The organism is Paracoccus sp. NBH48 (genome assembly GCF_015390265.1).
Taxonomy (GTDB): Bacteria; Pseudomonadota; Alphaproteobacteria; order Rhodobacterales; family Rhodobacteraceae; genus Paracoccus; species Paracoccus marcusii.
Genome location: NZ_VUOJ01000004.1, coordinates 189593 through 203656, shown reverse-complemented (window position 1 = coordinate 203656; position 14064 = coordinate 189593). Strand labels below are relative to the sequence as shown.

At 61.7% G+C, this 14064-nt stretch carries 14 protein-coding genes and 4 pseudogenes; 6 read left to right on the top strand and 12 right to left on the bottom strand.

What is annotated here, in order from left to right; genetic code table 11:
* Positions 1-260 precede the first annotated feature (260 nt).
* From F1642_RS15015 to F1642_RS16470, 4 genes and pseudogenes are all read right to left on the bottom strand, one after another.
* A pseudogene (locus tag F1642_RS15015) lies at positions 261-1720 on the bottom strand (AAA family ATPase).
* Positions 1695-2519: an AAA family ATPase gene (locus F1642_RS15005; protein ID WP_206692706.1), complete on the bottom strand. Its 825-nt coding sequence runs from the start codon at positions 2517-2519 to the stop codon at positions 1695-1697. Before F1642_RS15005 ends, F1642_RS15015 begins: the two are co-directional and overlap by 26 nt.
* A 683-nt stretch (positions 2520-3202) precedes the next feature.
* Complete coding sequence (locus tag F1642_RS15730; RefSeq protein WP_370582830.1) at positions 3203-4537, bottom strand: sigma 54-interacting transcriptional regulator; 1335 nt, start codon at positions 4535-4537, stop codon at positions 3203-3205.
* Positions 4518-4739: pseudogene (locus F1642_RS16470) on the bottom strand (histidine kinase); the annotation flags it as partial. The gene F1642_RS15730 and the pseudogene F1642_RS16470, both read right to left, overlap by 20 nt.
* Before the next feature lie 504 nt (positions 4740-5243).
* Here F1642_RS16470 and F1642_RS16465 point away from each other — a divergent pair.
* The 5 genes and pseudogenes from F1642_RS16465 to cynS all read left to right on the top strand — a co-directional run bounded on the left by F1642_RS16465 (position 5244) and on the right by cynS (position 8856).
* Positions 5244-6511: pseudogene (locus F1642_RS16465) on the top strand (CmpA/NrtA family ABC transporter substrate-binding protein).
* Between the two features lie 101 nt (positions 6512-6612).
* On the top strand, positions 6613-7173 hold the full coding sequence (locus F1642_RS07835; RefSeq protein ID WP_255522264.1) for an ABC transporter permease: 561 nt from the start codon (positions 6613-6615) through the stop codon (positions 7171-7173).
* 22 nt (positions 7174-7195) lie between these two features.
* Entirely contained in the window at positions 7196-7450 is a 255-nt protein-coding gene (locus F1642_RS15710) for an ABC transporter permease (protein ID WP_255522262.1), read from the top strand.
* 12 nt (positions 7451-7462) lie between these two features.
* Positions 7463-8389, top strand: a complete 927-nt coding sequence (locus F1642_RS07830; protein ID WP_255522261.1) for an ABC transporter ATP-binding protein — start codon at positions 7463-7465, stop codon at positions 8387-8389.
* On the top strand, positions 8386-8856 hold the full coding sequence (gene cynS / locus F1642_RS07825) for a cyanase (protein ID WP_046000456.1): 471 nt from the start codon (positions 8386-8388) through the stop codon (positions 8854-8856). The genes F1642_RS07830 and cynS overlap by 4 nt, the downstream gene beginning before the upstream one ends.
* 491 nt (positions 8857-9347) lie before the next feature.
* On the opposite strand, the gene F1642_RS16460 is transcribed toward cynS, so the two are convergent.
* The 8 genes and pseudogenes from F1642_RS16460 to F1642_RS07795 form a co-directional block, all read right to left on the bottom strand.
* Positions 9348-9599, bottom strand: coding sequence for a tyrosine-type recombinase/integrase (locus F1642_RS16460; RefSeq protein ID WP_370582864.1), 252 nt, complete (start codon positions 9597-9599; stop codon positions 9348-9350).
* Positions 9557-9832 (bottom strand): annotated as a pseudogene (locus F1642_RS16455) (tyrosine-type recombinase/integrase); the annotation flags it as partial. The pseudogene F1642_RS16455 and the gene F1642_RS16460, both read right to left, overlap by 43 nt.
* 237 nt (positions 9833-10069) lie before the next feature.
* Entirely contained in the window at positions 10070-10420 is a 351-nt protein-coding gene (locus F1642_RS15000) for an N-6 DNA methylase (RefSeq protein ID WP_206692704.1), read from the bottom strand.
* Positions 10421-10491: 71 nt separating this feature from the next.
* Entirely contained in the window at positions 10492-10677 is a 186-nt protein-coding gene (locus F1642_RS14995) for a type I restriction-modification system subunit M N-terminal domain-containing protein (protein ID WP_064503555.1), read from the bottom strand.
* A gap of 1 nt (position 10678) precedes the next feature.
* Positions 10679-11050 carry a hypothetical protein gene (locus tag F1642_RS07810; RefSeq protein WP_176695102.1) on the bottom strand — a complete coding sequence of 124 codons (372 nt, stop codon included), beginning with the start codon at positions 11048-11050 and terminating at the stop codon, positions 10679-10681.
* A complete protein-coding gene (locus tag F1642_RS07805) occupies positions 11023-11427 on the bottom strand; it encodes a hypothetical protein (protein ID WP_194885945.1) in 405 nt (134 codons plus the stop codon). The genes F1642_RS07810 and F1642_RS07805 overlap by 28 nt, the downstream gene beginning before the upstream one ends.
* Positions 11421-11720, bottom strand: a complete 300-nt coding sequence (locus F1642_RS07800) for a hypothetical protein (protein ID WP_194885944.1) — start codon at positions 11718-11720, stop codon at positions 11421-11423. The genes F1642_RS07805 and F1642_RS07800 overlap by 7 nt, the downstream gene beginning before the upstream one ends.
* A complete protein-coding gene (locus tag F1642_RS07795; RefSeq protein WP_052715225.1) occupies positions 11717-12886 on the bottom strand; it encodes a DUF6361 family protein in 1170 nt (389 codons plus the stop codon). The genes F1642_RS07800 and F1642_RS07795 overlap by 4 nt, the downstream gene beginning before the upstream one ends.
* Positions 12887-13363: 477 nt before the next feature.
* Between F1642_RS07795 and F1642_RS07790 the strand changes: the two genes are divergently transcribed.
* Positions 13364-14032, top strand: coding sequence for a cache domain-containing protein (locus tag F1642_RS07790; RefSeq protein ID WP_194885943.1), 669 nt, complete (start codon positions 13364-13366; stop codon positions 14030-14032).
* The last annotated feature ends 32 nt before the right edge of the window (positions 14033-14064 follow it).

Sequence of the window (14064 nt, the reverse complement as noted above, 5' to 3'; positions counted from 1 at the left end):
ATACGACAAGCCGAAGGCACGTCCGATAAGTCATGCGCAGAAGGTGATCATGAAACTACGATGTCCGATTGACGCAGAATGCTGCAAATATCGCTTTCCCCAGCTGTCTACTTGGGGCTCTTCACGTCGATCTGCCGCCTATTGAGACTGAAGGGGTGCCCGGCATCCACTGCAATCCGCGCACTCGGGCCATAGCCGCCGCTTAGGCTCATTCAATGCTGCGTAGCCGCAAGCCCGGAAGCTGCCGCGCAGGCTTTCCGTCAGCTCTTGGTCAATGCCTCCAGCCCAGCGAAGTGCAAGGGGGCGGTGTGCTTAATCATCTCTAGAAGGTAGGTCGTATTCTTCTGTGTCTCGGCAACCAAGGCTGGATCAAAGCCCTTACCCGTGAAGTGCGACAGGTCATTGGTGAACTTGAGGATCGCGGTTTTCTTGTGGGGATCGAAGTCGGTCTTCTCGAGCTTTCGATAGAGTTTGTCCTTAGACGGAATGTGAAAATCTAGGAAGGTTTCTAGGACTTTCCGAGCGACGTTCGGAATGTGGTAGCAGCTCAAAATTAAGCCGTCGCTTTGGAATGAGTAGAGCACCTTGAACAAGTAATGGTATTCGGTTGCATGGTCGATCAGAAGCTGATCGAGGGGGACAAGACGCGCGGAGCGGCCCACATCAGTCTCGGAGCATAGCACCATCGAGTAAGAGCATTGCTTCTTGAGGGCGCCCGGGAGGTTTTGGAACCAGTTGATCACGAGCCGTAAGAACTCGTAATTGTGAGTCAGGATGAACAGTTGTTTGGCGCCCTGTGCCGTGACTTTCAAAAACGAAAAAGCCTGATAGATCGCGCCTGAATCAAGGCTGGAGATCGGGTCGTCGATGACAACAACTCCTTCGGCTAGGTCGAAATCCTGATCCTTCAGTTGGACGAGAAAGTATAGGAATGCGATGGCTGTCTTTTCTCCCTCGCTCAGTCGCCTCGCGGGTTTACCTCGACGCAGGACGACGTAGCCGTCCTTACTGTTCTCAAAGACCAAATCGGTGCGGCCGAGGAACTGCTTCAGATGCGCGGTCAGCTCTTCGCCACCTTTGTGCTCGTTCGAGATCTGGGCCTGCTTACTGGTGATCGATAGCGTGATATCAGCGAGGCTCCGCTTGTCCGGCAAGCCATCGCCGCCATTCACAAGAAGCTCTTCCTCGGCCTTTTTGGCGGTGATCTTAGAGGCAGTCTCACCGACCTGCTCTTGGATTGTCAGGAGGTAATGGGCCTCGATCTCATCTCTCGCCGCATGTTTCTCAAGTTCAAAGCCCTTGTTTTGGCGTCGTGTCTTTGCATCACATCGGCAATCGATATGAGGGCCGCTTTCAGGGCTTCCGCATCTGACTCTACCTTAGCGTCATAGGCCTCGGTTCGTCGCGTCAGCTTGTCTACCAATACAGCATCGACAACGCGCACTCGCTGCCTGACAGATTCTAGCTCGGTCGCGAAGACCCTGGCGGCGGCGTCGTAATCAGCGCGAAGCTCGGAATATAGCGCGAGGCGATCCGGTAACGTGAACCCTTTGAGGGCTTCCAACACGCTGGAAAGCCATGCGCGCTCTTGGTCGATCTCGGCCTTGAGTTGTTGATCCTCCACGCTGAAGTGCTCCGCAATCGCCTGAAGCCGGGCAGCCGGTAATGGTTGCGAACAAAACTCGCAATTCTCGCTAGCATGAGTTTTGTGTAGGCCGATACCTTCTTTCCACCCAGGTGGCGATCATCGGATGAGTGGCCAAGCGCGAGATTACGGCAGACGAAGCGGAGCGTATCGTGAGGGCTTTACAACGCTGCGCCAACACTTGAGCAGCACCCACCGGACCGATAGTCTTATCGGTGCCGGGCTCGACGATGCCGGGCACATTGAGCTTGCCTACCTCAGGCAATTGCACTTGACGGACGGTCGCGCGATGGACCTCCAGTTCGACGTTACTGAGTAATTTCGGACTTGTAAGCTTCGCGAAGGCTCTCTCGGCGTCGGGCCTGCGATAGGTGCGAAGGGTTGAGCCGCTCGTCGCCTCCCCGATGGTCTTAGCTATGGATGAGAAAATTTTCCCCCGCTCGGTTTCCAGCTTGGCGACGGCAGTAGTGATATCTTGGAGCCGCTTGGTGCGATCGTCCCTCAATGCAATTTCTGCCTTGATCTCTTCTGCGACGGACTTGTTCTCCTCGCCCAAGATCAGGATATGGCGAAGGGGACCCTCAAACCGACCGATGTTGGCCTCTACAAAGTCGCTGTTGAAGACGCGGACATTCCTCGCGTATCTCTGGCCATGGCTCAACGGCCCGGATTGCGTATCGACATAAAATTCGAGGTGCGGGTAATCACTATGTTCCCCAGCCTGGAGGCAAGCGAGAAACCGTGAAAAGGTTGTCTTACCTGAGCCATTCTCGCCGTAAACGATGTTGAATCGGTCGAATGCCTTAAGCTCCGGCGGTGCGGCGTAGTTATCAAATACGCCGAGGCTTTTGATCTTCTTGATATGTGTGAGCACTTTCCCTCCGCGCTCTACGCGAGCACCTGTCGCGGAATGGTGTTGGAAATTTGTAGGTGAGATTCATTTCGACGATACCGCAACTCATGCATCGCGGTCTATGCAGGTATCGCTTCGCAAGGAACTCGCAAACGCCCCAACTGTTCACTGCGCACTGCATGAATGCCTGGTTTCGAGAGTATCTGCGGCAGGCATGTGGCGCTGCCGATAGACCGCTTACCGCCCCTCCGCGGCGGATCGGGCGCGGGTCGATGCTGCGTTTAGGCCGAATGACCGCTCCTGCACCGTAAAGGTCTTGTTTTGCCGCACCGCCGAAAGGCCGCTCTCCGCCAATCCTGTTGACCGTAGGGTTCATTGCCTTTCGTCCTAGCGAGCGTCCGCTCTCAGCGATAGCGCGGTTGCGATGCTACAACATTGGCAGGCGGTTCGGCACGGTCGCCGTCGTTCCTGAATCTAGCGCACCTAATGGCCGTGTCTGCGGCTTCCGTATCTGAGCTACTCCCCGATTCATGGACCGCCGGATGCTGAAGATTTCCCGTTCGATCATGGCAACAGGCTCGCTGTGCCACCAGAGTAAAACGGTGCCATCGTGCGCTGCTCTTCCATTTAACCACTGCTCGCCAGCACAGTCCAAGTACTTCCAGGCGCTGCTACACCCTGACGTAAAGGTCCAGTTTTGGATCTTACGCCCAGTCGTGATCCTTGATGTCCAGCTTTTGCATGCGGGAGGCAAGCGTGGTGGGGGGGAGCCCGAGCAGGGCTGCCGCTCCGAGCGGTCCCGAGACGCGCCCCTGCGCCTCTCGCAGCGCCGCGATCAGGTTTTGCCGGATCGCCTGCTGCATCTCGGCCTCGGTCCGCACGAGATTGTTGGGGCCGCTCACCGGCACGGGCGCTCCGAGGTCGAGAACCAGCTTGCCGCCGGCGGTCAGGATTACCGCCCGCTCGATCACGTTGCGCAGCTCGCGGACATTGCCGGGCCAGTCATAGGCCATGAGGCGCTGCATCACCCGCGTGGTCACAACGGGACGTTGCCGGTTCATGCGGCGGCAGGTCACCGCCAAAAGGTGATCGACCAGTAAGGGGATATCGTCGCGCCGGTCCCGCAACGGCGGGCAGGGCAGCGGGAAGACGTTAAGGAAGAGCGCCAGATCGGCGCGCAGGCGCCCGGCGGCGACCTCGGCCTCGACCGGGCGGGACAGCGCGACGACGACTCGGGCGTCCAGCGGCCGGGCGCGGGCATCACCAAGCCGGGTGACCTCGCCCGCCTGAAGCGCGGCGAGAATGCGGCCCTGAAGGTCCAGCGGCAGCTCGGCCAGATCCTCGAGAAACAGCGTGCCGCCATGCGCCAGTTCCAGCTTGCCGGGCCGGTCCCGCTGCGTGCCAAGCGCATGGGATCGGATATGGCCGAAAAGCTCAATCTCCAGCGCCTCAGGGGCGTGGGCGCTGCATTTCAGGTGGATCAGCGCGCGGCGGCTGCGACGGCTGGCCGTGTGGATCGCGGTCGCCACCAGAGACTTGCCGGTGCCAGGCTCGCCGGTGATCGTCACCGGCGCCTCGGTTGGGGCGACCAGGGCGATGCGGGTCAGGATCTGCTGCACCGCGCCCGAGGCACCGATGATCTCGTGATGCGCGCGCTCGGAGGTGATGGTCTCCTGCAAATAGGCGTTCTCCTGCTCGAGCCGGTCGCGGAGGGCGGCGACCTCTGCGAGGGCCTCGCGCAGCCGCCGCTCGTTCTCGTAGCGCTCGGTGATGTCGCGGAAGATCACCACGGCTCCGGCCAGGACCTTCTGGTCGTAGATCGGGGTCGAGACGTATTCGACGCGGATCGGCTTGCCGTCGCGGCGCCAGAAGACCTCGTCCTCGATCCGGTGGACCTGCTCGAAGCGGAAGCTGCGATAGATCGGGCAGTCGTGTTCGGGATAGCTGCGCCCGTCGAGGTGGTGGTGGTGGATCCATGGAATGGATGTCGCGGCCGAAAAGGTCGGTGGCGGTCCATCCCAGCATCTCCTGCGCGGCACGGTTCAGGAAGGTCGTCTTGCCCTCGGCATTGACGCCGTAGATTCCCTCGCCGGCGGCGTTGAGGATCAGCTGGTTCTGCCGCTCCAAATCGGAAAAAAAGGTCTGCGCGCGCTTCCATTCGCCAAGGCCGTTGCGAAAGTTGCGCTGCGCCTCGGTCGCCTCGGCCCGCTGATCCAGCTCGTCCAGATCGAGGAGAATCATGGTTAAAAGGCCCGGCGCGCCTTCGTCGAGGCTGGCGCGAATTTCGAGCCGCAGAGGCCGGCCGTTCGAGTCGGCTACCGCAATCTCCCGCGTCCAGGCGCTGCCGCGGTGGGATATCTCGTCGAGGAAGACCAGGAAGCGGGGAAGCGCGTCACCCAGATGCGGCGCGAAAGGGTGGGGCAGGCTCTGGAGGCGAAGGAGCCGTCGCGCCGCCTCGTTTGCCGACGTCAGCCGGTCGCTGGCGAGGTCGAGGATGGCCACCGGAGCGGCGACCGACAGTGGAGAATCAGGGCGCTGGCACATGCCATAACTTTCGGAACCACCACCTTCGCGTCAAACGAAATATCGTAGGTAACGATATTTCGTAGATTCCTGAGCGAACGCATTAAGAAAAAGACGCTTTGGAACATAGGTTTAGCTTTTTGTTCTCGGCTTATACCCATTGTTCACATACGCCTGCCGACTGTCGCATCCTCTGGCCAAGAACAACAGGAGAGGCTCAGGATGACGATCAAGGCACTGGGAGATCCATTTTCCGCCAAGACCGACCTCCGGCATGGCGCGGGATGCGGGTGCAAGGGCTGCACGGCCGAAGCGGCCGCGGCCGTGCCCGCCACCACCGAGGCGATGGTCGAGCGCGCGGTCGAAAGCGCGCTCGTCCGCTCGGTCTTCGGCCATAGCGACGTGTCGCGGCGGTCCTTCATGGGGATGGTCGGCGGCGGGGCGGTGGCGGCGGCCCTTGCGTCGGTCCTGCCGCTGGACAAGGCCAAAGCGGCCGTGCTGGAAACGCTCGGCACGCCGGAGAAGACAGACCTGAACATCGGCTTCGTCGCCATAACCTGCGCAACCCCGATCATCATGGCCGAGCCGATGGGCTTCTATTCGCGCTATGGCCTCAATGTTGAGGTGATCAAGACCGCCGGTTGGGCCGTTGCCCGCGACAAGTCGCTGTCGGGGGAATACGACGCCAGCCACATGCTGACGCCCATGCCGCTGGCGATGACGATGGGCGCGGGCTCGACCGCGCAGCCCTTCATCATGCCGGCGGTCGAGAACATAACGGCCAAGCGATCGTGCTGGCAAACCAGCACATGGACAAGCGCGACCCGAAGCAATGGAAGGGCATGACCTTCGGCGTGCCCTTCGAATATTCGATGCACAACTTCCTTCTGCGCTACTACGTCGCCGAGCATGGGCTGGATCCGGATCGAGACATCCAGATTCGCGTGGTCCCGCCGCCGGACATGGTGGCCAACCTGCGGGCGGGGAACCTCGACGGGTTCCTCTCGCCCGATCCCTTCAACCAGCGTGCGGTCTGGGAGGGGCTGGGCTTCATCCACCTGCTGACCAAGGATATCTGGGAGGGCCATCCCTGCTGCGCCTTCGCCGCCCCGGCGCGTTTCGCCACCGAGATGCCGAACACCTACGGCGCGCTGCTGCGGGCCATCATCGACGCGACGCAATATGCCTCCGACCCCGAGCATCGGACCGAGATCGCCGAGGCCATCGCGCCGACGAACTACCTCAACCAGCCGGTGCCGGTGATCGAGCAGGTGCTGACCGGCACCTTCGCCGACGGCCTCGGCAATGTCCGGCAAGAGCCGAACCGGATCGACTTCGACCCCTTCCCCTGGCAGTCGATGGGCGTCTGGATCCTGACCCAGATGAAGCGGTGGGGCTATGTCGATGGCGACATCGACTATCGCAGCATCGCCGAGCAAAGTCTATCTCGCCTCGGATGCGCGGGCGGTGATGCGCGAGCTGGGCTATGACGCCCCGGCCGAGGGCTACCGGACGCACGAGATCATGGGCAAGGTCTTCGACCCCGCCGATCCCGAGGGCTACTGTCCAGCTTCCAGATCGGACGTGGCGCATGAGCGGGACCCTGTCGCAGAACGGCAAGGCGGCCCTCCTGTCGCTGCTGATCCTGGCGGTCGGACTCATCGCGTGGGAGGTCTCGATCCCCGCCCAGCAAGCCGCGGGCGAATTGACCGAATACGAGCGCCTGATGGGCGGCGGCAGTGCGCGCGCGGGCATCCCGGCCCCTTCGCAGGTCGCTGCCAAGGCGTGGGAGCAGCTCAGCAACCCGTTCTACGACGCGGGGCCGAACGACAAGGGCATTGGTATCCAGCTGGCCCATTCGCTCGGCCGCGTGCTGACCGGATATGGCCTCGCGGCGGCCTTGGCGATCCCGCTCGGCTTCCTGATCGGCATGTCGCCTGTCGCCTACAAGGCTCTGAACCCCTTCATCCAGGTGCTGCGGCCGATCTCGCCCCTCGCCTGGATGCCCTTGGCGCTGTTCGTGATCCAGGACAGCGAGGCGAGCGCGATCTTCGTGATCTTCATCTGCTCGATGTGGCCGATGCTGCTGAACACCGCCTTCGGCGTCGCCGGGGTCCGGCAGGACTGGGTGAACGTCGCCCCGCACGCATGAGCTGGGCGCCCTGCGCACCGCGATGACGGTGATCCTGCCCGCTGCCGCGCCGACCATCATCACGGGCATGCGCATTTCCATCGGCATCGCCTGGCTGGTCATCGTCGCGGCCGAGATGCTCGTGGGCGGAACCGGCATCGGATATTACGTCTGGAACGAGTGGAACAACCTGGACTTGGCCTCGGTCATCTTCTCGATCCTCATGATCGGCATCGTCGGCATGATCCTGGACAGCGCCTTCGGGCTCTTGAGCCGGCGTCTGGCCTATGCTGAGTGACAGGAGCACATCATGACCAAACCCTTTCTCAGCATCGAGCGCCTGACCCAACGCTTTCCCGACGGCAAGGGCGGCCAGGTGACCGTCTTCGAGGATGCCAGCTTCGGCATCGAACGCGGCGAGTTCGTCTGCATCCTGGGCCATTCCGGCTGCGGCAAGTCTACGATCATGAACATCCTGGCGGGGCTGGCTGAGCCGACCTCGGGCGTCGTTGCCATGGACGGCTACGAGGTCAGCGGCCCCAGCCTCGACCGGGGCGTGGTGTTCCAGAACTACTCGCTGCTGCCTTGGCTTTCCGCGCTCGGCAATGTCCGCTTCGGCGTGCGGGCCCGGCACCCGGACTGGAGCCGCGCCCGCATCGACGAGCGGGCGCGGGAATACCTGGCGATGGTAGGCCTCAAGGGCGAGGCCATCGACCGCAAGCCAAAGCAGCTTTCGGGCGGGATGCGCCAGCGCGTCTCCATCGCGCGGGCCTTCGCCAATCATCCGAAGCTGCTCTTGCTGGACGAGCCCTTCGGCGCGCTGGACGCGCTCACCCGCGGCACGATCCAGGACGAGCTGCTGAAGATCTGGTCTGGCACAGGGCAGACCGTCTTCATGATCACCCATGACATCGACGAGGCGATCCTTCTGGCCGACCGCATCCTTCTGATGTCGAACGGCCCCTACGCCCGCGTCGCGGGAATCGGTCGAGATCACCATCCCGCGCCCGCGCGAGCGGACGGGCATCATCGAGCACCCGAACTACTACCCGATCCGCAACCATTTGGTGCAGTTCCTCGGCAAGCGCTCGAAAGAGCTGTCGGGCGCCCCCTCCAAGGGGCGGCCGCAATCCCCCGAAACCGTCCGCATCGACCTGACCGGACCCGGCGCCCCCGAGCCGGCGCGCCTCCGCGCCGTCCATCCCTGACCCCATTTTCAAGAAGGAGACCATCATGAAAGACCAAACCCACCTGCCGACCGCCCTGACCCGCGAGGACGTGACCGCCCAGATCCTGGCCGCCCGCAAGGCCGCCGGCATGACCTGGGAGGCCCTGGCCGAGGCCATCGGCATGTCCCCCGTCTTCACCCATTCCGCCGCCATGGGCATGAACGCCTTTCCGGCGGAAAAGGCCCAGGCGCTGGCGAAGGTGCTGGATCTAGACCCCGGCGCGGCCGAGCTGCTGTCCGAGCCGCCCACCAAGATCTGGAGCCAGGCGGTCCCGACCGACCCCTGCCTCTATCGCCTCTATGAGATCGTCGGGGTCTACGGCCCGACCATCAAGGCGCTGATCGAGGAGAAGTTCGGCACCGGCATCATGTCCGCGATCGATTTCGAGATGCACCTGACCCGTGAGCCCAACCCCAAGGGCGACCGCGTGAAGCTGGAGATGTCGGGCAAGTATCTCGGCTACAACGCTTGGTGAGATCGGGGCGGAGCGGTCGAGAGCTTCGGCTGCTCCGCCGACGTTTTGGATGAAGCGGATCCTGCGATGATACTCGACGTCTGATCGCCGGCTGGGAGATTTCGCCGGCGGTGGATATCGACTGACCCCGCTTGGCCTGGGCTTCGTCGATCTAGTGAAGTTGGTCCATGCCCCTGAGCGCGGCAATAACGCCGCGCTGGAACGACTGCAGTTCAGGAGTACGACGAAGCCATGGTCGGATACTTTGTCCTGCGACAAGTGTGAACCGGCAGGCCTCAAACAGGACGCGTCTGTCTGGACGTCTCTTTAGGCGCCTCTTAGCAGCAGTGCTTCACAATTGTCAGTCGGCTCTCCGCCTCAGGTTGATCGCGCTGCGACTAAAGCTGCGGCACTGACAAGCGGCTGCTTCCAAGTCATACGGGGAGGCTGTGCGCTGCACGACCAACAGGCCGCTATCCGCCCATTCTCGCTTTGTCCCTGTTGCTTGGCCCTCACCATAGCCCATTGAACCGGCTAACGGCTGTTCGCGTATACCGCGCTGTGTGCCTTGGATCACGGTGGCCAAGATAGTCCTGAATGAGTCGTAGGTCGTATCCGCGATTGGCGAGCGCGAAACCGCAGGAATGGCGCAGCATGTGGGGATGGATATGACCGAGACCGGGCCCGTTCTCCAGCCGCCGCGAGGATATAGTTTTACGGCCTGCCGGGTAAGCGGCTGCCGCCGTTCCGAAACGAACAGCCAAGGCAGAAAGTCGTCACGTTGGCCGAGCCAGCGTCGGATCGCCCGTAGTTCGTCTCCCTCGACGGGGTGCTCGACGCTCAGCCCGCGTTTTAGCCGCGGCACCCATAGGCGGGACTGCGCCAAATCGATATGATCCCGGTGTAGGGCAATTGCTTCGGAAACCCGCAGCCGTGCCGGAACATCATCAGGACAAGCAGATGATCCCGAGCGCCGTGCCGGCCAGCCTTGGCGCATGCGAGAAGCTTATCGATCTGAGCAAGGCCTAGATAGTCCCGACCCGCGCTCATGGGCATCGGCGGCCGCATTTGCATCACTTTTGACATTTCGCCGTGTGGACATAAGGTTTGACTGATCCGCTCAGGTCAAGAGAACATGCGGTCTGGTTCATTCTGTCAGCGCCAACTCTTTACGAAATGTATGTTCTGTAAAGAGTTTGGATCGCCTTGTAGCGGTGGGCTCGTCCAAAGCGGATTAGCTCTTAGGCTGCTGACCGATCGTTTTCGCAGCAAGGCGCCAGCGATGAAATGCCCGCCGCATCCTCTTGTCCCAATACACGTCAAGCGGGATCACGATGAGCAGGGGAACGAGGGCTGCAATACAGAGAGCTGAGACAATCAACATCAACGCGCGCGGGGTGAAATACTCGCCGGCGCCGGATTTTGTGTCCTCGGCGTTGCGCTCTAGCAGCCCCTCATAGATGTCGCCTTTGACGTCGGCGTCCAGCATCACCCACTTCTCACCATCCACCATGTCGATCAGGCGGAACAGCTTGGCCGGGTCGGTGATCTTGTTCTGCGCCTTGGTGAAGATCTGGCCCAGCATACCCTTTTGCTCGCCCAACTTTCGTAGCAGGGCGATGTAATGGGCCTCCTGCTCGGCCCCCTTGCGAAAGGTCAGGCTGGTCCAGTCATAGCCAGCGGGGATGCCGACATCGCGGTGATATGGCGGCTTGCCGTATCCGCCATTTTCAGGAAGATCAGATAGGTTAGCTGCTCCAGATAGTCGCCGTAGCCGACCCCATCGTCGCGCAGCGTCGTGCAGAAGCTCCAGACTTTGGAGACGATGGAGGCGGTGCTCATATTAATCCTCGTAAATGAGTAGGGTGTCGCTGTCGCGGTCCAGTTCCCATAGCTCGACATCAGCCGGGATCATGTGCGCCTGTGTGCGACGGAAATAGGCCAGCAAGGATTCATCGCGTCCAAGGCGCAGGCTGCGTTCGACGAAAAAGATCTTGCGGTATTGAGGCGGTGCCATGTGGAAATAGAACATTGCTTCGGCCCAGTTCTTCATCTTAGCACTGGGGATGCCGCCGCTGACGGTCCAAGTCTGGCATTTGCACTCCACGATCACCGGCGGATCGTCCGAGCCGAGATCGAAGGCGTGGTTCTTGAGAAGGTTGCCAAGGCCACAGGGCACCTTGTGGTTTAGTTCAGGACCACGATCTTGCGACACTTCGGCCTGTCGAGCGGCGGTACCGGCTCTCCGTCGCGCGTCCAGAGATCTATGCTGTCCACATGGATGCCCTCCGGCGCCATCCACCGAACCGTCTCTAGCTCAGCCGCTAGGTCGTCAGGATTAAGATCGGCGAGGCCGGCCTCCCGCGCCAAGGCTGTACCAAGCGCGTCGATGCCGCTGATCGCCTGGCTTCCCCTGCGCCGGCGGCTTTCGCCGTCGAGCATTAGGCCGAGATCGAGGTCCCGGCTGGTCGTGAGGTTGCGGCTGCCTATCCATAGGCGCCAGAAACGGTATGACTTCTCGTCCTCGTAGCAAATCAGCGCGGCCTTCGGGTGCCAGCTGTTTGAGCGCTCGCGATAGGGTATTTCTACCACAAATTGGTCGAGTACCGCCGCGATCCGGGGAAGCTTGGAACCGCGATGAATGCGTCCGCGCTGGACGATGAACCGAACTCGGTGGCGCAGCGTCTCAATTGCGCCGGCAAAGTCTGCTTTGTTCCACCGGCATTGTCGCGGCCGCGCGCATGCAGGTTGAGGAGCGCGCCACCCAGTACGATTGGATCGGCTGAATAGGCGGCAAACAGTGCGAATCGCGTACGCGTGAGCTTTGGCGGTCGCAGCAGTTCGAGAAACGCCTGCCCTGGGAAATCTTCTGGTGTCTTCTTCATTCGCCCACGAGATCGCTGAGTAACATCTGCACCCGGTCCCATCGATAGTGGAGCGGCTCGCCGCGCGGGTGATGATCATTGTCCCAGTCGGCTCGCAGGTCGAGGCCGAACTGATTGCGCGACAGCCGCGCACGGCGGCCCTTCCGATGAATTTCTGCATCACGGTACACTGCCTCGAGCCGCATTGGATCGCTATGCCCGGCTCGGATCCACGACAATGTATTTCCCAGCGCTACTGAGACGACAGGCGAGAATTCACTCTTGTCCTGCATGTCATCAAGAAAAGCCGTCCAGTCGAGCCGCTCTGCCTGCGCCCCCCATTGCTTCAGAACCTTCGGCAGCGCGTCGCGTTGGGTCGAGGAGCGCTTGCTACCGTCTAGCGTGTCGCATAGCGTCTGGCCCTGCGCAGCATAGACAGCACGGCCAATTGCAGCCAGCGCGGCAGCTCGCCCCGCGCGTTCGAGCGCTGGCCGCTCGCTTTTGACGAGGTCGCGGATCTGGGGGCTCCATGCGGTCCGGCTCGATGACACGTCTTGCCCGACCAAGAGCGAGAAGATCGACGGTGCCCCCGGGTTCTTTGGCGAAGTGAGGCTCCGCAGCCGCTTCGCCAGGAACTTCTTCTCTTTTGGGGTGAGATCGAAGCTGAGCGTGCCTTCCCCCTCCTGATACCATTCTCCGGGGGGTTCGGGGCACGCAAAAGGCCAAGACATACCGTTCAGCAACGTACCCTCGTCGTCCTTCAGCGGGCCGCTGGCTTTACCAGAGATGATGCGTTCGACCTGATAGCGGCTGAGCGGCCCTGATCCGTCCTGCTCACGCACGATGCCCCAGCGTTGCAGCGCCCCCCAATATACCTGGCTGGGACGCTGCTCGACAGGTGAGGGGTAGTTTCGGATGCCGATGACACCGAACGGCTCATTCTTCAGCCGCCCAGTAAGCAGATATTCGCGGTGCTTCACACTGTCTTGGGTCTGCTGTCCCTTTGACGGCTTCCCTTGTTCATCTTTGTAGAGCCAAGGCACGAACAGGACGTAGCGCAGCCGGGTGTGCAGGACCGAGGTGCCAGGAAAAAAGCGGTCGGCATAGCGTTGATGGATGATCAAGAAGCCAATTTCGTCACGGACACCTTTTTGATCTGCGTTCATGAACTTGCGCGCCTCGCGCATGGCGTCTGCACGCCCAACCGGCTCGCCAGCTCCGACACGGTCCCCTCGCCTTTCAGCGCCTCAAGTGCCACCTTCGCCTCGAACTCAGGGGCGTGCCGCTTTCGTCTCGACATCGTCGATCTCCTTCGTGATGAAGATCTGCAGACAGCAAAAACAGAGCTTACGTCAGTGCCCAGCTTTCAGGGGGCACCTCAGAAGTCCAGGTCCGCACCGCCGTTATAAACGGCGACGCTGCGCTCGGCATACCCATAACCGAGGCCGTAGGATAAGTCCGTCCGGGAAAAGGGACTCCGACCATAAGCCGATTTGTGTAACAGGGTCGATGGACACTTTCTTCCATTTCCTGCGGAACAAGCGGCGAGCAGAGCATTGCTATAGGTCCCTGAGCGGTTGAACCATCAGCTGATTTCATGGTGTGATGGCGGTCGGGACAAGGGGGGCGGGTATCCGATGCGACGGGAGGATGGGCCGCGCTCTGTGATCGGCAGGTCGGGCAATGCACGGCGCATCTGGGTCGTGCTGGTGGTCATGACGCTTTGTCTTGCCGTGGCCATCGGCGGAAACGTCCTTCTGGCGCGATACTATATCGTCGCGACGGTGCCGCAGGGAGAGAACATCCTGCGGCTTGCCGTGTCGGGCCTTCGCGGAGAGCTGGCGCGATACGAGCGGCTGCCCGACCTCATGGACCGGAATCCCGTTCTGGTGCGCGCGCTGGCGCCGGATGCGGATCCGGTGCGGTTGGCCGCGGCGAACCTCTATCTGCGTCATCTGGCACGGCTGATGGGGCTGTCGGATGCCTATGTCATGGCACCTGACGGCATGACCGTGGCCGCCAGCAACTTCGATCAGGCGTTCAGCTTCGTGGGCGAACGGTTCGACTATCGCCCTTATTTCACCGATGCGCTGGCTGGGGGGCAGGGGCGGTTCTCGGCGCTTGGGACGACCTCGGGCAAGCGGGGGTATTACTTTGGCCGGGCGCTCAGGGACCGGGGGCGGATCGTCGGCGTGCTGGTGCTGAAGGTCGACATGGATGCGATCGAGGACAGCTGGCGTGCCGCCGAATACGAGATGATCGTGACCGACGGCGAGGGGATCGTCTTCTGGCCAGCCGCCGCGACTGGCAGTTCCGCTCGATCGCGCCGCTGACGCCCCGGACGCGGGCGCGCATCGCCGCCACC